This window comes from Streptomyces sp. NBC_00704, assembly GCF_036226605.1.
Lineage (GTDB): Bacteria > Actinomycetota > Actinomycetes > Streptomycetales > Streptomycetaceae > Streptomyces.
Genome location: NZ_CP109002.1, coordinates 62,804 through 83,616, shown reverse-complemented (window position 1 = coordinate 83,616; position 20,813 = coordinate 62,804). Strand labels below are relative to the sequence as shown.

Here is a 20,813-nt window from a genome sequence, read left to right as displayed (position 1 = left end):
AAGAAGAGGAGGCGGGGGGTGGGGCGGGGGGTGGGGCCGGTGGTGGGGGGCCACCGGCCCCGGGGGGCGGTCGTCAGTGGGCGGGGGTGGTGGCTGTGCTGTAGGCGGCGTCCAGGACGATTGCGCCTTGCGGCAGTACCCGGACCGGGTTGAGGTCCAGTTCGAAGTCGCCCGGCCAGTCGCGGATCGCGTCGGACAGGCGGTACAGCAGGTCGGCCAGTGCCGTGGTGTCGAGTTGCGCCGTGCCGCGGGCTCCGTGCAGCAGGGCGGCGCCGCGCAGTTCGGAGATCATGTGCTCGGCCTCGCCGTCGGCGAGCGGCAGTACGCGGTGGGCGACGTCGTCGAGGACCTCGGTGAAGATGCCGCCGAGGCCGACGGTCAGGACGGTTCCCAGCGGGCTGGTGCGGACGCCGACCAGCGCCTCGATCCCGTCGGGGGCCAGTTCCTCGACGAGGACCTCGCCGCCGAGCGCGGCCAGGTCGGTGTAGGCGGCGGGCGCCTGTTGTTCGGTGACGTCCACGCGGACGCCGCCGGCCTCCGACTTGTGCAGCAGTCCTGGCACGACGGCCTTCAGTACGGCGTGGCCGCCCAGTTCGCGGACCAGGGTGGCCGCGTCGTCGGCGTCGTGGGCGGTGCGGCCCTTGGGGACGGTGATGCCGGCGGTGGTGAGCAGGTGCTTGAGCTGCGGCTCGGTGGCCTGGGGTGCGGGTGCGGGGAGGGGAGGGGTGAGCGTGTCGCGGTGGGTGTCCGGGCGGGGGCGGCTGACCTGCCACAGTGCGGCGGCGGCCTTCAGCGCGCGGGCCGGGGTCGGGTAGTCCGGCAGTCGGGCGTCGCGGAGCATGGCGGGGGCGTCCGGGGCGAGGAAGTCCGCGCCGGTGCGGGCCACCAGGATCGGCTTGCCGCCCTTGCGGGCCGCCTTGGACAGGGCGGTGACCGCCTTCTGCACGTCGGGTCCGGCCATGACGCAGAAGCAGGCGATGATGATGTCGACCGAGTCGTCCTCGAGCAGTACGTCCAGCGACCGGTCGAACAGGGTGGGGTCGCTGAGCACGGTCGCGGTGATGTCGACGGGGTTGTCCACCGCGCCGAACGGCGGCACGATCTCGGTGAGCGCGGCGATGCTCTGTGGTGACAGCCGGCTCAGCTGGAGGCCGGAGTCCTCGATGGCGTCGGCGGCGAGGATGCCGGAGCCGCCGGAGGTGGTGACCACGGCGACGCGCGGGCCCTTCGGGCGCAGGGGGGCCTCGAACGCGGCGGCGGCGTCGAGGAGTTCGTCGATGTCGTCGACCCGGGCGATGCCCAGTTGGCGCAGTGCCGCGTCGAGTACGCGGTCGTCGGTGGCGAGGGCGCCGGTGTGGGAGGCGGCGGCGCGGCCGCCGGCTTCGGTGCGCCCGGACTTCAGCAGTGCCACGGGTTTGCCGGAGGCGCTCAGGGCGCGCAGGGTGTCCAGGTCGGGCACGTCCTCCAGGTAGCCGAGCAGTCCCTGGCACTCGGGCTCCTGGGCCAGTTCGCGCAGCACCTCCAGTGCGGTGACGTCAGCGTCGTTGCCGGTGCTCACCACCCAGCCGGGGCGCAGTCCGCGCTGGAGGGCGAGGCTGGCCGCGCCGAAGCCGAGGGCGCCGCTCTGGCTGACGAATCCGAGGGTGCCGGGCTCGAAGGGGACGCTCTCGGCGCCGAACAGGGGGCTGAAGGTGGCCAGGACACGGTTGTTGAAGCTGACGGCGCCGATGCAGTTGGGTCCGATCAGGCGCAGTCCGCCCGCGCGGGCGCGGGCGACGATCTCGTCCTGGAGGGCGGCCCCGTCGGCCCCGGTTTCCGCGAAGCCGGAGGAGGCGATGATGGCGAGCGGTATGCCGGCCTCGACGCAGTCGTCGACGGCGCCGGCGACGCGGTCCGCGCCCACCATGATCAGCGCCAGGTCGATCGGGCCGGGCGCGTCCTTGAGGGAGGCGTGGGCGGGGACGCCGAGGATGCTCCCGCCCTTCGGGTTGATGGGCAGGATGCGGCCCTTGTAGCCGTGGCGCAGCAGGAAGTCCATCGGCTTGCGGCCCAGCGCTCCGGGGCGTTCCGTGGCGCCGATGACGGCGATCGAGTCGGCGTTCCACAGGGCTGAGATCGCGCTCATGCCATGACCTCCTGGGCGGGCGTGGGGGCGGCGGGTGCGGGGTGGGGGGCGAACAGGATGTGCAGGGCGTCGACGTAGACGTCGCCGTCGGAGCGTCCGGCCAGTTCGCGGGCGCGGACGGTGGGCTGGTGGAGCACCTTGTCGACGATGCGGCGGACGGTGCGGGAGACCTCCTGGAGGGTTTCGCCGTCCATGGCTTCCAGCCGCTTGCCGAGCCGGGCGAGTTCGGCTTCGGTGGCCTCGGCGGCGGTGGCGCGCAGCGCGGAGAGGGCGGGGGTGGCGCGGGCGGCGCGGCGGGCGGCCTTGAGGGCCTCGACGTCGGTGTCGACGATGCGGTGTGCGCTCTCGACGCTGGCCACGGACAGTTCGTCGTCGCCGCCTTCCTCCGCGATGCGCTGGAGGTCGACGAGGGTGGCTCCGGGGATCTGGCCGGCTTCGGGTTCGATGTTGCGCGGCAGGGAGAGGTCGAGGAGGTACAGGTCGCGGCCGTCGCGCGCGGGCATGGCGTCGGCGACCTGGTGGGCGCGCAGGAGGGGTTCGGTGGCGGCGGTGCAGCTGACGACGACGTCGACCTCGGTCAGCAGGCGGGGTATGTCGTGCAGCGGGTGGCCGCGGCCGTCGGCGGTCTCGGCGAGGCGCTGGGCCTTCTCCGGGGTGCGGTTGGCCATGTGTACGCGGCTGAGGCCGGAGCGGCGCAGGGCGGCGAGGACGACCCCGCCGAACGAGCCGGCGCCGATGACGAGGGCGGTCTTCCCGTCGAGTGAGCCGACGGTGCGCTCGAAGAACGCCAGGCCGGCGGTGGCGAGGGAGCGGCCGGCTTCGTTGAGTCCGGTTTCGTTGCGGGCCCGCTTGCCGGTGCGCAGTGCGGCCTGGACGGCCTGGTTGAGGGTCTTGCTGGTCGCGCCGACGCGTTGGGCGCGTTCGAGGGCTTCCTTGACCTGGCCGAGGATCTGGTCCTCGCCGAGGACGACGGAGTCGAGGCCGGAGGCGACCTGGAACAGGTGGCGCAGGGCGTCGTCGTCGTGGCGGACGTACTGGTAGGGGGCGAGTTCCCGGGCGTCGACGCCGGTGTGGTCGGCGATGAGCGCGTCGAGGACGGGCACGGGGTCGGTGCCGGGGGCGGCCTCGGCGTAGATCTCGAGCCGGTTGCAGGTGGACAGGATCAGCGAGGCGCTCAGGCCGTCGGCGTCGGCGATGCGCTGGGCCAGGTCGTCGAGCGGCTTGGGGCTCTCGTAGAGCTGTTCGAGCAGGTCAAGGGGGGCGGTGGCGTGACTGATGCCCACCGCGAGGAACCGGTTGTCGTCCGGTGTGGTTCGTCGCACGTTCCTTACACCTCGATGGATGACGTGGGGAGGGCGCCCGGCCCGTGGGGGCCGGGCGTGGCGGGGGCGGGTCAGCCCAGGCGGGGCGCGAACTCGGTGGCCCAGTAGGTGATGATCTGGGAGGCTCCGGCCCGGTGGATCGAGGTGAGGCTCTCCACGATGGAGCCGTCGCGCTCCAGCCAGCCCCGGGCGGCGGCGGCCTCGATCATGGAGTACTCGCCGGAGACCTGGTAGGCGGAGACGGGCACGTCGACGTGGTCGGCGATCAGCCGGACGATGTCGAGGTAGGCCAGGGCGGGCTTGACCATGACCATGTCGGCGCCCTCGGCCATGTCGAGGGCGACCTCGCGCAGGGACTCGCGGATGTTGCCGGGGTTCTGCTGGTAGGTGCGGCGGTTGCCCTGGAGGGAGGACTCGACGGCGTCGCGGAAGGGGCCGTAGAAGTGGGAGGCGTACTTGGCCGAGTAGCCGAGGATGGCGACGTTGTGGTGGCCGGCCGCGTCGAGGGCCGCCCGGATGTGTCCGACCTGGCCGTCCATCATGCCGCTGGGGGCGACGATGTGGGCGCCGGCTTCGGCCTGCACGACGGCCGCCTGGCCGTACAGTTCGACGCTGGCGTCGTTGTCGACGTCTCCGTCGGGGCCCAGGACGCCGGTGTGGCCGTGGGTGGTGTACTCGTCGAGGTTGATGTCGCCGATGACGACGGTGGCGTCGCCGACCTCGGCGGCCACGTCGCGCAGCGCGACCTGGAGGATGCCGTCGGGGTCGACGGCGCCGCTGCCGCGCTCATCCTTCTCCTGCGGGATGCCGAACAGCATCACTCCGCCCACGCCGGCGCTGACGGCCTCGACGGCCGCCTTGCGCAGGGTGTCGCGGGTGTGCTGGAAGACGCCCGGCATGGAGGGGATCTCGCGGGGGGCGGTCAGGCCCTCGCGCAGGAACAGGGGCTGGATCAGGTTGCTCGCGTGGACCTGGGTCTCGGCGGTGAGGCGGCGCAGGTGCGGGGTGCGGCGCAGTCGGCGGGGGCGGTGCAGCGGGGCGCCTGCGGGGGTGCTGACGGGGGCGGGGCCGATGGTCGACTGGATGGTCATGCGGATCACGCTCCTTGGAGGATCGAGCCGAGGAAGACCTTCTCGAGGTGCTGGGAGATCTCGGCGGGCGGTCGGTGGAACCAGTAGCCGGCGTCGGAACGGGAGAAGATGCGCAGGTCGCGCAGGGTGACGGTGAGTTCGGCGAATTTCACGGCGAGGCCGGCCGGGTCGACCACGGGCATGCCGTGCAGTTCGCGGACGCCGAGGTGCCAGAAGATCTCGTTGGGGATGCCCTCGGCGGGGATGATGATCTCTGCGCCGGCCTTGCGGGCGCGGGCGGCGGCCTCGGTGTAGGCGGTGAGGAACTGGTCGCAGTCGCCGTCGAGGGCGCGGTGGACGCCGTCCCAGCCGCCGGGCACGACCTCGTAGGCCGCCATGGAGCGCTCCAGGCCGTAGCGGGAGACGTTGGCCCGGATGGGCTCCTCCAGCGGCGGCATGAAGCCGAGCAGGCCGAAGCGGTGGCCGGTGAGGGCCGACAGGAAGAACGCCGTCTCGCCGTAGCCCAGCGTGGGCACGGCGGCCAGGTGGCGGGCGTCGCGCAGGCCGGGGTCCTGGCCGGCCGCCGTGATCCAGGCGTCGTAGCCGGCGCGTTCGGCCTGGAGGGCGGAGTGGGCGAAGTGTTCGCTGAACAGGACCTGGGCGGCGTGGTGGCCGACCAGTCCGAAGGGGGTGTTGTCGGGGTAGGTGTCGGCCGGCAGCGTCTTGATGTCGATGACGGTGCCGGGGGCGGCGATCGCGTCCAGATGCTCGCGATACCACTGGTCGAGCAGTGGCAGCCGTCCTTCCACGGTGTGTTTGTGGAACCAGATGCGCATGGCGCTTCCGTCCTCTCGGCTGAAAACGGGCAGGGGAAGACACGGATGGTCGGGGGCAGGGGTGATGTGGGCAGGGGTGGTGTTCGGGTGAAATGGAGGGGTAAAGGAGGGGGGTGCGAGCGGGGTGGGTCGGCCGGGTCGGCCGGGTCAGTGGGTGAGCTGGGGCCGGGGGGCGCAGTCCAGGAGTGAGGCCTTGAGCAGGTAGTCGGTGGTGCGCTGCGGGTCGGCGGCGATGCGGCCGATGGTCTCCAGGGCGCCGCGCAGCCGGGCCGGGTCGTCCAGGCCGGCCGTGCGGGCCTCGCTGCGCGGGATCACCTTCTCGGTCACCGCCCGGCGCCGTTCTGCGGCGACCGAGGCGAGGACGCGTTCGTCGGCCGGGCCGTGGTGCAGCTTCGTCAGCGCGCGTCCCCAGGCGACGGCGTCGTGCAGTCCGCAGTTCATGTTCATGCCGCCCGCGGTGGAGGTGAGGTGCGCGGCGTCGCCGGCGAACAGCACCCGGCCCGCGCGGTAGTCGGGCAGGACGAAGGAGGCGAGCCGGTAGGTGTGCGCGTCGGCGATCTGGACGTCGTCGGCGCAGGAGGGCAGGGCCCGGCGCAGCAGGGCGCCGACCTGTGCCCGCTCCACGGCCTGGCGGCGCGGCACGTCGGCCGGCATGCGGAAGATGAGCCGCCAGTGGTCGGGCATGCCCAGGACGCTGAAGGACTGACGGCTGTCACGGACGTAGGCCAGGGGCGCGAGGTCCGGCAGCAGCCCGTCGAGGGCGGTGTGGGTCACCACGCGCAGGGCGTACGAGGGGTATTCGGTGGCGCGGGAGGGCAGTTGGAGGGCGGCGCGGACGGTGCTGCGGCTGCCGTCGGCGGCCACCACGTACTCGGCGTCCAGCGGCGTGCGCAGTCCGGTGGGCCCGTCGAGCCACAGCCGTACGGCGTCGGTGCGCGGCCGCACGTCGAAGACGGTGCTGGTGAAGCACACCTCCGCGTGCGGGTGCTCCTCGAGCGCGGCCAGCAGCAGCGGGGTGAGCCGTGACTGCTCGGCGTGCACCCGGTAGGGGTGGGCGGTGCGGCCGTTGAGGGCGTCGTAGCCGATGCGGTGCAGGACCCGCTGTTCCAGGTCGCGCCACTGGATCTCGTGCACCTTCCGGCCTGCGGCGCGCAGGGGGGCGGCGACGCCGAGTTCGTCGAGCAGGTCGAGGGTGGAGGGGTGGAAGGTGGAGGCGCGGGAGGCCGTGGACAGGTCCCGGGAGGATTCCAGGACGGTGACCGGCACGCCGCCGCGGGCCAGGACGAGGGCCGCGGTGAGCCCGACGGGTCCGGCGCCGACGACGACCACCGGGCGGCGGCGCACGCTCATGCCGTCCCGCCTGTGCGGGCGGCGAGCCGGCGCAGCAGGCCCGTCTCCTCCGCGGGGTCGGCCGGCAGGCCGGTCTGCTTCAGGGCCCAGCGGGCCGAGCAGATGTTGGAGGTGAGCAGGACGCGGTCGTTGCCCTCGCCGATCTGCCGCAGGGCGTCGAAGGTGAACATGCCGGTGCCGGTGAGCAACAGGGCCTCGTCGTCGCCGAGTCCGGCCTCGGCGACCTGGCGGACCAGGTCGTCGGTGGAGACGTCGTAGGGGGAGAAGCGGTCGCCGGCCCGGATCGGGACGACCCGCGAGACGGTGAGGCCGGCCTGCTCCCAGAAGGTGCGCGACAGGTCAGTCAGCCAGGGCTCGTACGGGGAGACCAGGACGATGTCGCGGACGCCGAGGTCGGCGCAGGTGTCCAGGGTGGCGAGGGTGGAGGAGGCGACGGGCCGGCCGCCCGTGTCGGCGAGCTTCTCGCACAGGGCCCGGTCGCCGTCGGGGCCGAGCAGGTAGTGCGAGCCGCTGCACGCCACGACGACCGCGCCGAGCTTCAGCCGGCCGAATCCGGCGACGACCTCGTCGAGGCCGTCGTTGTAGGCGTCCAGCCGCTCGCGCAGGGTCCGTCCCGGCATGACGGGGAAGCGGGAGGTGTGCGTGTTCATCGCGGGCCGGACGAGGCTGCCGATCTCCGGTTCGGCGGCGGCGTTGCCGGAGGGAACGACGACCCCGAGGCGTTCCGCAGATTGCAAGGACATCTTTCCCCTTTTCCGAAGCGTTCTTCCGAGGCTTTTCCGGGACTTTCCCGAGGCGGCTTGGAGCCGTTCCGGGACGCCCGGCAGCGGGCTTTCCCGACGCCTGGAACGCTAGGTGGGGAGGGCGATGCGCGGCACTACGGAATCACGCAGTGAGGCGTTCGGGCTGCGGAGTTCCGAAGTGGGGAACGGTCGCGCCCAGGGCGGCGGCGAGCTGGGCGCGGCGGCTGATCGACAGTTTCCGGTACATGCGGGTGAGGTGTTGTTCCACGGCCCGGCAGGACACGTTCAGCCGCTCGGCGATCCGCTGGTTGGTCATGCCGGAGAGCACCATGCGGGCGATGCGCGACTCGTGCGGGGTGAGCAGCGCGTCGGGGGTCGTGCCGGGTTCCTCGGGCTCGCGTCCGGTGAGCGCGCTGTGGCCGTACTCGACGTTCCAGGAGCGGATCCTGGTCCGGGCGATCAGTCCCTGCCGGACGAGGGGGTCGCCGCGCAGGATCCGGTGCAGGGAGACCTCGTCGGACACGGCGATCACCAGGATGTCCCCGTTTCCCGTGCCGGCGAGGCCGCCGCCGACGAGGATGCCCCGGCCGGACAGCGAGCGCAGGTGGGCGACGTGGTCGGGCCAGGCCTGGTGCAGGCGGGATTCGGCGGGCTGGAAGGTGCGTTCGACGACGTACGGCATGGGGTCACCTCAGCGTGTGCGCGGCGCGGGCGCCGGTCCCGTTGCGGGTGGCGGTCCCGTTCCGGGCGGCGGTGGACGAGGGAGGGGGCGGAGACAGGGGGGTGGGGAGAGAGGGGGGTGGGGGGAGAGAGGGGGCCGGGGAGTGGGCGGCGGGGGTGGGCGGGCTCCGGTGCGGTGACGGCCGACGGGACCCGGTGGGCCGGTGGTGTCACCGGCCCGCCGGGTCCCGTCCAGGGGTGGTGCGTGCGGTGGGGTCCGCGGGCCTCACTGGGCTCCGGCGGTCAGACCCTTCGACGGTGCGGGGGCACCGGCGGGCGTGGCGGCCGCGGGGGCGGCCGCGGTCTGCTGTGCGGGCTTGTCGACGGGCTTGCGGCGCAGCAGCGCGATCGCGACGAGCACGGCGGCGGTGCCGAGCAGGACGCTCCAGCCGAGGGGCTCGTCGAGGAAGACGGCGCCGAGGACGACGGACACGACGGTCATCAGGTAGATGACGGTGGCCGCGGCGGCGGGGCCGTCCTTGGTGATGATGACCGTGTTGAGCAGGACGGCGAAGCCGGTGCACACCACGCCGAGGATGATCAGCGCGACCACGGAGTCGGTGCGCCACTCGACGGGCTCCAGGCCGATGAACGGCACGGCGAACAGGGTGAGCACGGCGGCCATGGTGAGCTGCCCGCCCGCCAGCATGAAGACGGGGATGCCGCGGCCGGCGAGGAAGCGGCCGACGTAGGCGAAGCTGCTGCCGAAGCTGACGGCTCCGAGGACGAAGCAGACGATGCTGCTGGTGGAGGCGTGGGTGCCGGGGCTCCAGGGGGCGGCCACCAGGACCACGCCGAGCAGGCCGACGGCCATGCCGAGGATGCGGGCGGCGCCCAGCCGCTTCTCGGAGCCGAGCAGGACGGCCGCGCCGAGCGTCCACACCGGGCCGGTGCCGCTGATGACGCCGGCGACGTTGCTGGAGCCGGTCACCTCGCCCTGGGCGAACAGCAGCCAGGGGATGGCGTTGCCGAGCAGCGCGGCCACGGCCATGTGGCCGAGGAGCTTGCGGTCGCGGGGCGGGCGCTGCCCCCGGGACAGGCCGATGGCCATCAGGACGGCGGCCCCGAGGACGAGCCGTACGAAGACCATCTCCACGGGTGAGAACCCGTACCCGGAGATCTTGATCCAGAGGAAGACCGAACCCCACAGCAGGCTCAGGCCGGACAGTCGCAGCAGCGCGCCGGATTTCATGGCGGACCCTCACATTCAGCGGAAGACAGGGGCGACGAGGGGGGAGGAGACGGGGGCGGAACCCGTCCGCCGACCCGCACCAAGAGCGTCGCCCGTGCTGCCGCCCGGGGTCCAGCAAGTAATCTTTCCGATGAACGTGAAGGCAGACTGAAGCATTCGATCCGTCAGCCGAATGGGGCCTTCTGCCTACGAGATCACGGCCTGGGTGACCCTTCCAGCTCTGATTCAGCTGCCCTTGCCGCTTCGCTCAGGGCCTCCAGGACCGCCTCGATCTGGGGCACGCTCCCGCTGCCGGGCCGCACCGCGGCGAACACCCGGCGCCAGGGCGCGTCGTCGAAGCGCCGCACGGTGACGCCGGGCTGGGAGGACCGGCGGGCCAGCCGGGGCACCAGGCAGATGCCCAGGCCCTGCCGGACGGCGGCGAAGGTGGCGTCCCAGTCGCCGATGACATGGGTGGCCTGCGGGGTGAAGCCGGCGGCCGCGCAGGCCGCGAGGGGGATCTCCTGGCACATGCCGACCGTGGCGAAGATCCACGCCTCGTCGGCCAGTTCGCCCAGGGTCAGCGAGGGCGCCTGGGCCAGCGGGTGCTCCTCGGGCAGCGCCACGTCGAACACCTCCGTCATCAGGGGCCGCTTGTCGAAGCGCGAGTCGAGGGCGGGCGCGGCCGGTGACTCGACGGCGATGACCACGTCCGTGCGGCCCAGTTCCAGCAGTTCGAAGCTGACGGGCGGATCGACCTCCGCCAGCGTCGTGCGCAGCTCGGGCAGGCGCCGCTTGAGGATGCCGGCGGCCGGCAGGATGAGCGGCGACAGGGTGGTGCCGAACCCCGACACCGACACCTCGCCGCGTTCACCCCCGCAGTGCTCGGCCAGGGCGCGGTGCAGCCGGTCGATGCTCCCGAAGATCTCCTCGGCGTGGCGCAGCACCACCTTCGCCGCGCCCGTGAGCCGCAGCCGGCGCCCCACCGGCTCGGTCAGCGGCACGCCCAACTCCTTGGCGAGACCGGCGAGTTGCTGGGAGACGGCCGACGGCGTCAGATGCAGCGCGGCCGCCACCGCGCTGACCGTGCCCCGCCGGTCCAGCTCCACCAGGATCCGCAGCTTGCGCAGATCGATCTCGCTGCCGTACGGCTTGGCCGCCGCAACTCCCTTGTCCATGCCCATGACTGGCGCAACGTCAGCGCAGGCGTCCGTGTTCCAGGTCGATCACCTCCTTCGCCAGCCGCTCGAACGCGGCGAGGTCCTCGGCGTCGCGGTCCGCGTCGCGCCGCTGGCCGGGGAAGGTGGGGTCGAGGACGACCGTGTCGGCGCCCAGCCGGTCGAGCAGGACGAGGTCGTCGTGGATCTGCTCCAGGCTGCCCTCGCCGAGCACCCGCCCGGCGGGCAGCGGCCGGCCGGTCAGCCGCAGCTTGATCCGCGGCGCGAGCGCGGGCACCGGCAGGTTCAGCCGCTTGGCGGTGTCGCGCAGCGCGGGCAGGCCGACGTGGACCAGCCAGTCGGCGGTGACGGAGGTCGGGTGCCAGGCGTCGCCGTAGCGCGCGGCCCTGCGCAGGGCGCCCGCGCTGTGCCCGCCGATCCACACCGGCGGTCCCGACGGCTGCACCGGGCGGGGGCCGGTGTGCACGGGACCGAACCTGACGAACTCCCCGTCGTGCGCGATGACGTCCCGCGTCCAGAACGCCTTCATCACCCGCAGGTACTCGTCGCTGCGGGCCCCCCGGCGGGCGTACGGCACGCCGAGGGCGGCGAACTCGCCCGCCGCCCAGCCCGCGGCGGCCCCGAACACGAACCGGCCCCCGCTGAGCCGGTCGATGTTCGCCACCTGACGGGCCGTCAGCAACGGGTGCCGGTACGGCAGGATCGTCACCGTCGTCCCGATGCGCACCCGGCTCGTGACGCCCGCGAGCCAGGCGAGCACGGTGAACGGGTCGTAGAACGGGGCGGGGAACAGGTGCTCCACCTCGGGCGTGGGCGCCACGTGGTCGGACACCATCAGCTGGTGGTAGCCCATCTGCTCCAGCCGCCGGGCCCAGTCCAGCATGCTCTCCGCGGTGGTGGCCGGACCGTAGTTGGGCAGGTTGGCGCCGAACTTCATGGCAGTCTCCGTTTCGCTCGGACCCCGGGCGCGGACGTGGCGTCCGGGGCTGGGTGGGGCGCGCCGGGCGGGAACCGGCGGCCGAGGAGGTGCAGCGCGCAGGCCGCGGCGGCCACGGCCGCGGCGAGCGGCGGCAGCGCGCCCGGCGCGATCCGGGCCGACAGCACCGCCCCGCCGAGTGCCGCGCCGGCCGAGCCGCCGAGATAGGTGGCGGAGCTGTTCAGCGCGAGCACGGCCGCGCCACCGGAGGGGCGCAGGCCCAGCAGCCGGTGCTGCTGCGGCACCACGAACGCCCAGCCGGCCGCGCCCCACAGCACCAACAGCACCAGCACGGCCACGCCGCTCAGCAGCCCCAGCGGGGCCACGCACAGGGCCAGCGCGGCGAGCAGCACCGCCACCTGGGCGCCGGAGCGGCCGGTGCGGTCCAGCAGCGGCCCGACCAGGAAGCTTCCCGCGACCCCGCCGGCGCCCCACAGCCACAGCGCCGTCCGGTGCTCGGTGACACCGCACGCGTCGAGCACCGGCACCAGGTAGGTGTACAGGCCCAGGCTGGCCGTGGTCTGCAGGAACGTCGTCAGCACCGCGATCCCGACCCGGCGGTCCGTCAGCTGGGCGCCGCGCTCGCGCAGTGAGGGCATCGCGGCGCCGGACACCGCGGGCAGCAGCAGCGCCGAACCCGCCAGCGACACCACCCCGATCGCGGTGACCAGCCACAGCGCCGCCCGCCAGCCCGCGTGCTGGGCCAGGAACAGCCCTCCCGGCACCCCGAGCACGGTGCCCGAACTCAGCCCGCCAAGCACCACCGCCAGCGCCCGGCCCCGCCGCTCGGGACCGGCGAGCGCGGCCGCCGCGGTCGCCGCCACCGGCATGAACACCCCGGCCGCCACCCCGGCCAGGCCGCGCGCCACCATCAGCGCGGCCAGCGAGGGCGCCAGGGCGGAGGCGGCGTTGGCCAGGCAGAACAGGGAGAGCGCCGCGACGAGGACCTGCCGGACGCCCCAGCGCGAGAGGGCCGCGCCCACGAGCGGGGCGAGCAGGGCGTAGCTGAGCATGAAGACCGTCACGAGCTGGCCCGTCACGGAGGCCGGCTCGTGCAGGTCCGCGCCGACCGCGGGCAGCAGTCCCGCCGTCACATAGGCGTCGGTCCCCACCGCCAGCGCTCCCAGCCCGAGCAGCAGCACGCGCAGCACGGTGTCTCCTCCCTCGTCGGCGTCCGGGTGGGTCAAGCCTCACCCGGGGACCGGCGCGACGGGGCGTTCGCACGGGCCGGGGGTTCGGGTTCCCACATCCCCGGCGCCGCCGGACGGCTCCGGCCCGGCCGCAGCGCCCTAACGTCGACGTCCCGACGGGGCAGTGGCCCAGCCGGCCGCCGTACCGCATCCACGCGACGGAAGGGATGAGCCATGCAGGACCGTGCCATCATCGACTCCTGGTTCCCCGCCGACCTGCTCCCGCCCGCTCACTGGGAAGAGCACTACGCGCCGCGGGAGCTGCCGCCCGGCGCCCGGGTGACCCGGTTCGCGCCCAGTCCCACCGGCTCGATGCACCTGGGCGGCCTGTACGTGGCGACGCTGGCCCGCGATCTCGCCCGGCGGTCCGGCGGGGTGTACCTGGTGCGGATCGAGGACACCGACAAGGACCGTGAAGTGGCGGGCGCCGCGCAGGAGTTCGCCCGGATCTTCCGCTACTTCGGTCTGGAACCGGACGAGGGTGAACAGGAGGGCCGCTGGGGCCCCTACCGGCAGTCCGACCGCGCCGACATCTACCTGTCGTACGTGCGGGAGCTGGTGCGCGAGCAGCGGGCCTACCCGTGCTTCTGCTCGCCGGAGCGGCTGGAGGAGAACGCCGGGGAACAGCGGCGGTCGCGCTCCCCGCTCGGCTACTACGGCAAGTGGGCCCGCTGCCGTTCGCTGTCCGTGCGGGAGGCCGGGGAGCGGATCGCGGCCGGGGAGCCGTACACCGTCCGGCTGCGCTGCCCCGCCGGCCTGCCGGGCCGGGTGCGCTTCCGCGACCTGGTGCGCGGGGCGCTGACGATGCTGGACAACGGCAACGACGTGGTGGTGCTGAAGTCCGCGGACGCAGAGGGCCGCCGGCTGCCCACCTACCACCTGGCCCACGTGGTGGACGACCACCTGATGCGGGTGAACCTCGTGGTGCGCGGCGAGGAGTGGATCTCGTCGCTGCCGCTGCACCACCAGCTGCACCGCGCGCTCGGCTTCGGCACACCGCAGTACGCCCACATCGCGCCGCTGATGAAGCTGGACGGCTCCAGCCGGCGCAAGCTGAGCAAGCGCAAGGACCCCGAGTCGGCGGCCGGGTTCTACGAGGCGGCCGGGTATCCGGCGGCGGCGGTCGAACACTATCTGCGCGGGCTGGCCAACAGCCGTGTCGCCGGGCTGCCGACCGGGCGGGCGCTCGCGGAGCCCCTGCGGCTGCCGGAGATGGGGGCCGCCGGCCCGATGGTGGACCTGCTCAAGCTGCGCTCCCTGAGCCGCGAGTACATCGCCTCGCTGGAGCCCGCCGAGGCCCTCGCGCAGCTCGGCGACTGGGCCGCCGGGTACGCGCCCGAGGTGCAGGCACTCCTGCGCAAGCACCCGGACCTCGCGCTGGCCGCCTTCGAGATGGCCCGGCGCGGCAACGGCACGCCCCGCAAGGACCTCGCGTGCTGGCAGGAGTTCACGGCCCGCTACGGGTTCTGCTTCCCCGAGCTGCACGAGATGGTGGACCGGCCGGACGACGACCGCTTCGGGGGCCTGCCCGGCCCGGCGGTGTCCGCCCTCGCCGCGGACCTGGCGGCGTGCTACCGGCACGCGGGTCCGGCGCAGGACTGGTTCGCGGTGCTGCGCACGGTGGCCGAGCGGCACGGTTTCGCCCCGGACGTGCGCACCCACCGGGCCGATCCCGCCGCCTACCGGGGCTCGATCCGGGACGTGGCCAACGTCCTGCGGGTGTGCCTCACGGGCAGCCGCCGCAGCCCGGACCTGTTCCAGGTGGCCCAGTCGCTCGGGGAGGAGGAGGTGCTGCGCCGGCTCAGGCCGCTCGCCACCGGGTCACCGGCCGGCCGCTGCTGAGACGGCGTCCGCCGGGAGGGCGCGGGCGGGAGGAGACGGCGGCCCGGTGTCCGGGCCGCCGTCCGGGGTGTTCCCCCGTTTCCTCTCAGCTCGCGAGGAGCCGCTCGCCGCGCAGGGCGACCGCCAGCTGCGCGCGGCGGCTGATCGACAGCTTGCGGTAGATGCGCGTGATGTGCTGTTCCACCGCGCGCGGCGACACCATGAAGTGCTCGGCGATCTGCCGGTTGGTCAGTCCGTCCAGCATCATCCGGGCGACCCGCAGTTCGTGGGCGCTGAGCCGCCCGGCGGGTTCGGCGTCCCCGGCGGCTTCGCCGGCGGCCGGGACGGCGCACTCTGCTCGATCCTCCGCTCCGAGCAGATCGTCCATGCCCTGGACCGTGACGTCCAGCGTCAGCCGCTCCTGGGTGTAGGGGTCCGCGCCGAGCAGCCGGTGCACCGCGGCCCGGTCCTGCGCCTTGACCACGAGCACCTCCCTGCGGCCCTCCTCCCAGATTCCGCCGCCGATCAGCACGCCCTGGTGCATGAGCCCGCGCCAGTACGTCCGGTGGGCCGGCCGGAGCCGGTGCAGCCGGGGATCGTCCTGGAACGCGCGGCTGATGATGTACCGCACGGTCACCGCCTTCTGACGTGTCTCATGTGGCTTCGCCTCCTCATGCGGCCCGGGACACGGGCTGCGGCACGGCCCGGGACACGGTCTGCGGCACGGGCTGGGGCGGGGTCTCCTGGGTGGCGGGCCGGCGGATCACCTGGTTGACGGCGTCCGGCACGGGCCGCCCCGTCAGGGCCAGGCGTACCGAGCGGGCGACGGCGATGCCGGCCTTCTCCTGCGCCTCGTCGGTGGACGCGCCGAGGTGGGGGGTGGCCACGACCTGGTCGAACTCGAACAGCGGGGAGTCGGTGCAGGGCTCCTTCGCGTACACGTCGAGTCCGGCGCCGGCGACCCGGCCCTCCTTCAGCGCCGAGTACAGCGCCTCCTCGTCGACGATCCCGCCGCGCGCGGCGTTGACGATCCGCACGCTCGGCTTGACCTTGCGCAGCGCCTCGTCGCCGATCAGGCCGACCGTCTCGGGCGTCTTGGGCAGGTGGACGGTGATGAAGTCGGAGACCTCCAGCAGCTCGTCCAGCGACAGCACCTTGACGCCCATCTGCGCGGCCCGCGCGGGCTGCACGTAGGGGTCGTAGGCGACGACCTTCATCCCGAAGCCCGACATGCGCTGCGCGACGAGCGCGCCGATACGGCCCAGGCCGACCACGCCGAGCGTCTTCTCGGCCAGCTCGACACCCGTGTACTTGCTGCGCTTCCACTCGCCGTTCTTCAGCGCGGCATTGGCCTGCGGGATGTGGCGGGCGGTGGCCAGCAGCAGACCGCAGGCCAGCTCGGCGGCGGTCACGATGTTCGAGGTGGGGGCGTTGACGACCATCACGCCGGCCTTGGTGGAGGCCGACACGTCGACGTTGTCCAGGCCGACGCCGGCCCGCGCGACCACCTTCAGCCTGCTCGCGGCGGCGATCGCCTCGGCGTCCACCCTGGTGGCCGAGCGGATCAGGATCGCGTCCACGTCGGCGATGGCCGGGAGCAGTTCGGCCCGGTCCGCTCCGTTGCAGTGCCGGATCTCGAAGTCCGGGCCGAGCGCGTCCACGGTGGCGGGCGACAGCTCCTCGGCGATGAGTACGACAGGTCTGCTCATGGGGATTCCCTTCCTCGGTGGGGGCGGGGCGGGCGGGAACGCGACGCGAACGCGTCAGCCGCCCGCCGGGTACCGGCCTCCCGCGTACAGCACGGCGGGCGGCCGTTCGTCGGCGCGCGACCAGGTCACGGCGCCGGCGACGAGAGTGTGGTCGAACACGCGGACGGAGCTGCTGACGTCGCAGACCGCGGCCACCGACGCGGCCGCCAGCACCGGGACGCCGTGCTGCGGGTGCCAGGACACGCCGCCGAAGCGCTGGGCCGCGGTGCCCGTCGCGAACTGCCCGGCCAGGTGCCGGTCGCCGAACGCCAGCACGTTCACCGCGAACGCGCCGCTCGCCAGGACCTGTTCCAGCGTCCGACTCGCCGTGGACAGCGAGACGAGCAGCGCCGGCGGCCGCAGCGACAGCGACATGACGGCGTTGACGGTGCAGCCGACCGGCCCGTCGGGGCCCTGCGCGGTGATCACCGCGACGCCCGTGGGCAGCCGGGCCATCGCGTGGCGGAACGCCTCGCCCGACACTGAGGGAGGCGCGGACAGCAGGCTCTCGGTCGTCATCGGTGCTCCCCGTCTTCGGGGCCGCCGGTGTCACGCGGGGTCCGTTCCATGATCGTCCTCTCTGGGGTGAGGTCCGCGCCCAGGGCTTGCCGGGCGCTCAGCAGGTGCTCGACCGCGCGGTCGACGACGCCGGGGCGGGGCCGTCCCCGCGCGGCGGACTGGGCGGCGAACCGCAGCGTGCGGGGCAGTTCGCCCCAGGCCGCCGACACGGCCGCGGCCGACTCCGGGTGGAGCCGGCCGTCCGCCACCGCGAACGCCAGCGCGTAGGCGTGGTGGCGGGCGGCCGCCCACAGGTCGTCGGCGTACCGGGCGAGCGCGGTGGCGTCGGTGCGCAAGACGCCGGCGATCGCCGCCAGCGACGTCTCCAGGCCCAGGCTCCAGGTTCCCGGGCCGGGTGCGGCTGCGCCGTCGGCGTGGGCGTCGGCGTCGGGCGGTGCGGCCTGCCAGGTCAGCCACCGGTACTGCCCGGCGGGCGGGAGCGGTGTCTCCTGGCCGAGCGCGAACCGGTCGCGGCGGACCACCTCCGGCGGCGGGTCCGGCACGGGGGCGAGGGCCGCGGCCAGCCCGGCGTCGTCCAGCCAGCCGTGGAAGGGCTCCTGGTCGCCGTAGGGGGTGAGGGCGGTGAAGTGGTCGGCCACCCGCCAGCGGCCCGCCCGGTGCTCGTGGATCAGCAGCCAGTGCGGGGCGTCGGCGCGTCCGTGGGCCGCCGCCCAGGGCAGATGGCGGGTGTTGCCCGCGGCCAGGACGCGCCGCTCGCGGTGCAGGGTGTCATGCAGCGCGGCGCGGGCCGCGGGCCAGCCGGCCGCGCCGCGGTAGGCCAGCTCCCGGCCGTCCCCGGTCCGGTCCAGCCGGGGGTGGTGGGAGAAGGCCAGTTCACCGGGGGGCAGGTCCAGGCGTACGGCGAGGCGGACGCCCTCGGCGAACCGGCGCCGCACGCCGGGCACGTCGGGCGCCAGGTGGGCGAGGAGGTTCGTCGTGTAGCAGCTGAGGTCCGGCATCGTGGCCGGCGCGCCGGTCGGGTTCACGAGGTGTCCAAGTCGTCGCGGGGGGCGGAGAAGGCGCAGCTGAGCGGCGTCCGCGAGAGGTCGCGCAGGCTGATCCACTGGAAGTCGTGCCACTGTCCGCGGCGGCGGCCGGGCCGGATGTCGATCGCCCAGGGCCGGCCGGACAGCCCGGTTCCGGCCGCTTTGACGCAGGCTTCCTGGGCGGTCCACACCCAGGCGAACTCGGCCGCCCGTGTGCGCTGCGGCAGGGGGGCGACCTGCGGGGTGTGGGCGCCGAGGCAGCGGCGCAGCAGCGCGTCGGGGACGCTGTCGGGGGGCTGCTGGACGTCGACGCCGACCCGGCGGTGCCGGGCGACGGCGACGGCGACGGCGTCTCCGTCGTGGGAGATGCTGATGCCGGTGCCGGGGTCGCCGGCGAGGACGGGGCGGCCCTGCTCCTCGGCGAGCACCGGCTCGTCGGCCAGTTCCGGGAGCGTGGCGCGCAGCAGGTGGCGCAGCAGGGCGCGGCTGGCGAGGAACTCCTCCGTCCGCCACCGGGGCAGGACGGCCGCGGCCGCCCGGTCGTGGGGGTGCGGGTCGGGGCGGGCCCACTGGCCGCGTTCGCCCCGCGCCACCCAGACACCGGGTGTGACCTGGAGCGTCAGGACGGTCATGGGCGCAACTCCGTGAGTAGGGTGTCCGCGTGATCGGCCACCGCGGCGAGGACCACCTCGGTGACGCCGCCGCCGATGCCCAGGACGCCTGCCTCGGCGCGGATGGTCTGGGCGCCGTCGCGGGCGAAGCCGTCGGCGCCCTGGAGCTGGGCGCAGGCGGCGAGCACGGGGTCGGCGACGAGGCCCGCCGCGGATTTCAGCAGGGCGGCCGCCGCGAGGTCCTGCCGGCGGGTGACGCGTTCGCCGAGGCTCTCGCACAGGGCGTGCAGTTGCCGTACCTGCACCAGGCAGGCGGCGTAGCGCTGGCGTACGGCGTCGTGGTGCCACAGGGGCCGTCCGTCGTGGTGCCGCCGGGTCAGCCGTTGTCCGGTGTCGGCGAGGACCCTGCTGGTCAGTGCCACCGTCCACAGGGCGCCCGCCAGGCGTTCGGTGCCCATGTGCCGGGCGAAGACGGCCATGCCGCGTCCGGGCCGCCCGACGATGTGGTCGGGCGGCAGCCGTACGCCGTCGAGTTCGACGTGCCCGGTCGCGGAGCCCTGGAGCAGGTCGCCGTCGGCCGGGCGCACGCGGACCCCGGGCGCGGTGGCGGGCACGAGCACCCAGGTGAAGCTGGTGAAGTGCCGGCCGGGCCGGTGCCGGGCGAGGACCAGCAGCCAGTCGGCGGCGCAGGCGGTGGTGATCCAGCGTTTGCCGCCGGTGAGCAGCAGGCCGTCCGGTCCGATGTCCACCTCGGTGCCGAGGCCGGCCAGGTCGGAACCGGCCGCGGCGCTGTCGGTGGCGGCGAGCGCCACGGTCGCAGCCCCGGACCGCGCCTCGTCGAGGGCCTGCCGTACGGGTCCGGTCGCGGGGGCGCAGGCGGCGAGGAGCGGCAGTGCGGAGGCCGCCTGGACGAGCACGCCGAGGGTGACGCCGTTGTCGCCGCGGGCGTCCACGGCCCCGATGAGGTCGGCGAGCCGTGCGGGGTCCAAGGTGGCGGCGGTCGCGGTTCCCGGGCCCGGGTCCTCGTGGTCGTGGAGGTGGGTCAGGACGCCCGCCGCGCCGAGCGCCGCCCACACCTCGGACAGCGGTGCGGCCGCGGGAAGCGTGGCCAGCGCGGCGGCCGCGCGCGGGCGGTGACGCGCGGTCGGGGCGCGGTCCGTCTCGATCAGGTCAGGCAAGGCGCACCTCCGCGTCGAGCAGGGCGAGTTTGCCGTCGACCAGGTGCAGGCGGTCGTTGCTGTAGTTCAGGGCGGCCGAGCGCAGGTCCCGCAGGCTGTGTTCGAGGCGGGTGGGCGAGTCCTTGAGGTAGCCGTGCCGCATGCCGACGGCGTCCACCAGGTCCTCGACGGCGCGGTGGCACTCGTCCGCCGCGGTGATCTTCAGGGCGTTGAGCAGGAGCTGGATCCGGGGCACGCTGAGGTCGTCGGCGGTCGCGACGACGTGCCGGGCGCGGTCCAGCAGCGCGTGCACCGTGTCGATCCGCTGCCGGGCCCGGGACAGCCGGGTCAGCAGCAGTTCGGAGTCCAGGTTCACGCGTCCGCGGCTCTGCGGGGAGCGCAGCAGTTTGACGACGCGGGAGAGCGCGCCGGCCGCGGTGCCGAGCCAGCACGCCGACCAGCCCAGATGGGCCATCGGCCCGAACACCGTGGTCACGACGGTCCGGAACGCGCCGTGCTCGCCCACCACGTGGTGGGCGGGGACCGTGCCGGTCAGCCGCAGGGCGACGCTGTGGCTGGCGCGCATGCCGAGCGGCTGCCAGTCGCCCGAGCGTTCGACGGTGAGCTGGTCGCGGTGGGCGTAGACCAGCGACACCTGGTTCGGGGAGGCCGGGGGCGGGCTCTGCATGGTGACCAGGAAGCCGTCGGCGTGCTCGCCGCCGGTGACGATCGGCGCGAAGCGGTCCAGCAGGAGTTCGCCCTCGCGTGCGGCGAGCGCCGACTCGCTGCTGAGCAGGTGGCCGCCCTTGCCGGCCTCGGTGGTGACGGACGCCAGGTACATCCGGCCCGCGGCGATCTCGGGCAGCAGTTCGTCCCGCAGCCTCTCGTTGCCGTGGCGCACCACGGCGGCGACCTGCTGACAGTGCATCACGAAGATCATCGCCACGGACATGTCGACCCGGCCGAGGGCGATGCCGGCGCTCACCACGTCGTCGGTGCCGCCGCCGAGGCCGCCGTGCGACTCGGGGACGAGGAGGCCGAGCAGGCCGCTGCGGCGCATCTCCTCCAGCGCCTCGACCGGGAACGACGCGTCCCGGTCGGTGCGTTCGACGTGTTCGGCCGCGACGCCGGCGACCCGGGCCACCCGGTCGGCCAGCCCCTCGGCGGTCGGCTGTCCCGCGGTCGGCGGTTCGGCGGTCGGCGGTTCGGCGGTCAGTGGTTCGGCGGTCGGCGGCCCGGCGGCCGGGGCCG

18 protein-coding genes and 1 pseudogene are annotated in these 20,813 nt (G+C 74.2%); 1 reads left to right on the top strand and 18 read right to left on the bottom strand.

Annotation, left to right across the window (positions count from 1 at the left end; all coding sequences use genetic code 11):
- Nucleotides 1-73 precede the first annotated feature (73 nt).
- The 11 genes from OG802_RS35885 to OG802_RS35835 all read right to left on the bottom strand — a co-directional run bounded on the left by OG802_RS35885 (nucleotide 74) and on the right by OG802_RS35835 (nucleotide 12,678).
- Nucleotides 74-2,125 (bottom strand): acetate--CoA ligase family protein, encoded by a 2,052-nt coding sequence (locus OG802_RS35885; protein WP_329418070.1) that lies wholly within the window; start codon nucleotides 2,123-2,125, stop codon nucleotides 74-76.
- The gene (gene hemA, locus OG802_RS35880) at nucleotides 2,122-3,447 is read right to left on the bottom strand and encodes a glutamyl-tRNA reductase (RefSeq protein WP_329418068.1); all 1,326 of its coding nucleotides are present in this window, start codon (nucleotides 3,445-3,447) and stop codon (nucleotides 2,122-2,124) included. Before hemA ends, OG802_RS35885 begins: the two co-directional genes overlap by 4 nt.
- A gap of 71 nt (nucleotides 3,448-3,518) precedes the next feature.
- Nucleotides 3,519-4,538 carry a porphobilinogen synthase gene (gene hemB / locus OG802_RS35875; protein ID WP_329418066.1) on the bottom strand — a complete coding sequence of 340 codons (1,020 nt, stop codon included), beginning with the start codon at nucleotides 4,536-4,538 and terminating at the stop codon, nucleotides 3,519-3,521.
- Between the two features lie 5 nt (nucleotides 4,539-4,543).
- Nucleotides 4,544-5,353, bottom strand: coding sequence for an aspartate/glutamate racemase family protein (locus tag OG802_RS35870; protein WP_329418064.1), 810 nt, complete (start codon nucleotides 5,351-5,353; stop codon nucleotides 4,544-4,546).
- A 147-nt stretch (nucleotides 5,354-5,500) separates the two neighbouring features.
- Complete coding sequence (locus OG802_RS35865) at nucleotides 5,501-6,703, bottom strand: FAD-dependent oxidoreductase (RefSeq protein ID WP_329418062.1); 1,203 nt, start codon at nucleotides 6,701-6,703, stop codon at nucleotides 5,501-5,503.
- Nucleotides 6,700-7,446 (bottom strand): maleate cis-trans isomerase family protein, encoded by a 747-nt coding sequence (locus OG802_RS35860; RefSeq protein WP_329418059.1) that lies wholly within the window; start codon nucleotides 7,444-7,446, stop codon nucleotides 6,700-6,702. The genes OG802_RS35865 and OG802_RS35860 overlap by 4 nt, the downstream gene beginning before the upstream one ends.
- Nucleotides 7,447-7,588: 142 nt before the next feature.
- Nucleotides 7,589-8,128, bottom strand: a complete 540-nt coding sequence (locus OG802_RS35855) for a helix-turn-helix transcriptional regulator (protein WP_329418057.1) — start codon at nucleotides 8,126-8,128, stop codon at nucleotides 7,589-7,591.
- A gap of 264 nt (nucleotides 8,129-8,392) precedes the next feature.
- Nucleotides 8,393-9,358, bottom strand: coding sequence for a DMT family transporter (locus OG802_RS35850; RefSeq protein WP_329418055.1), 966 nt, complete (start codon nucleotides 9,356-9,358; stop codon nucleotides 8,393-8,395).
- A gap of 194 nt (nucleotides 9,359-9,552) precedes the next feature.
- On the bottom strand, nucleotides 9,553-10,515 hold the full coding sequence (locus tag OG802_RS35845; protein WP_329418053.1) for a LysR family transcriptional regulator: 963 nt from the start codon (nucleotides 10,513-10,515) through the stop codon (nucleotides 9,553-9,555).
- Nucleotides 10,516-10,534: 19 nt separating this feature from the next.
- Nucleotides 10,535-11,452 carry a TIGR03619 family F420-dependent LLM class oxidoreductase gene (locus OG802_RS35840; RefSeq protein ID WP_329418051.1) on the bottom strand — a complete coding sequence of 306 codons (918 nt, stop codon included), beginning with the start codon at nucleotides 11,450-11,452 and terminating at the stop codon, nucleotides 10,535-10,537.
- Complete coding sequence (locus OG802_RS35835; RefSeq protein ID WP_329418049.1) at nucleotides 11,449-12,678, bottom strand: MFS transporter; 1,230 nt, start codon at nucleotides 12,676-12,678, stop codon at nucleotides 11,449-11,451. The genes OG802_RS35840 and OG802_RS35835 overlap by 4 nt, the downstream gene beginning before the upstream one ends.
- A 177-nt stretch (nucleotides 12,679-12,855) precedes the next feature.
- Here OG802_RS35835 and OG802_RS35830 point away from each other — a divergent pair, with 177 nt between their 5' ends.
- Nucleotides 12,856-14,523, top strand: coding sequence for a glutamate--tRNA ligase (locus OG802_RS35830; RefSeq protein ID WP_329418047.1), 1,668 nt, complete (start codon nucleotides 12,856-12,858; stop codon nucleotides 14,521-14,523).
- Between the two features lie 85 nt (nucleotides 14,524-14,608).
- On the opposite strand, the gene OG802_RS35825 is transcribed toward OG802_RS35830, so the two are convergent.
- The 7 genes and pseudogenes from OG802_RS35825 to OG802_RS35795 all read right to left on the bottom strand — a co-directional run bounded on the left by OG802_RS35825 (nucleotide 14,609) and on the right by OG802_RS35795 (nucleotide 20,778).
- Nucleotides 14,609-15,133 carry a LuxR C-terminal-related transcriptional regulator gene (locus tag OG802_RS35825; protein WP_329418045.1) on the bottom strand — a complete coding sequence of 175 codons (525 nt, stop codon included), beginning with the start codon at nucleotides 15,131-15,133 and terminating at the stop codon, nucleotides 14,609-14,611.
- A 73-nt stretch (nucleotides 15,134-15,206) separates the two neighbouring features.
- Nucleotides 15,207-16,211 (bottom strand): annotated as a pseudogene (locus OG802_RS35820) (hydroxyacid dehydrogenase); the annotation flags it as partial.
- Nucleotides 16,212-16,265: 54 nt separating this feature from the next.
- Nucleotides 16,266-16,769: a flavin reductase family protein gene (locus OG802_RS35815; protein ID WP_329418044.1), complete on the bottom strand. Its 504-nt coding sequence runs from the start codon at nucleotides 16,767-16,769 to the stop codon at nucleotides 16,266-16,268.
- Complete coding sequence (locus tag OG802_RS35810; RefSeq protein ID WP_329418042.1) at nucleotides 16,766-17,794, bottom strand: hypothetical protein; 1,029 nt, start codon at nucleotides 17,792-17,794, stop codon at nucleotides 16,766-16,768. Before OG802_RS35810 ends, OG802_RS35815 begins: the two co-directional genes overlap by 4 nt.
- Nucleotides 17,791-18,426, bottom strand: a complete 636-nt coding sequence (locus tag OG802_RS35805; RefSeq protein ID WP_329418040.1) for a 4'-phosphopantetheinyl transferase family protein — start codon at nucleotides 18,424-18,426, stop codon at nucleotides 17,791-17,793. The genes OG802_RS35810 and OG802_RS35805 overlap by 4 nt, the downstream gene beginning before the upstream one ends.
- Nucleotides 18,423-19,583: an acyl-CoA dehydrogenase family protein gene (locus OG802_RS35800; RefSeq protein ID WP_329418037.1), complete on the bottom strand. Its 1,161-nt coding sequence runs from the start codon at nucleotides 19,581-19,583 to the stop codon at nucleotides 18,423-18,425. Before OG802_RS35800 ends, OG802_RS35805 begins: the two co-directional genes overlap by 4 nt.
- The gene (locus tag OG802_RS35795) at nucleotides 19,576-20,778 is read right to left on the bottom strand and encodes an acyl-CoA dehydrogenase family protein (RefSeq protein ID WP_443055483.1); all 1,203 of its coding nucleotides are present in this window, start codon (nucleotides 20,776-20,778) and stop codon (nucleotides 19,576-19,578) included. Before OG802_RS35795 ends, OG802_RS35800 begins: the two co-directional genes overlap by 8 nt.
- Nucleotides 20,779-20,813 lie beyond the last annotated feature (35 nt).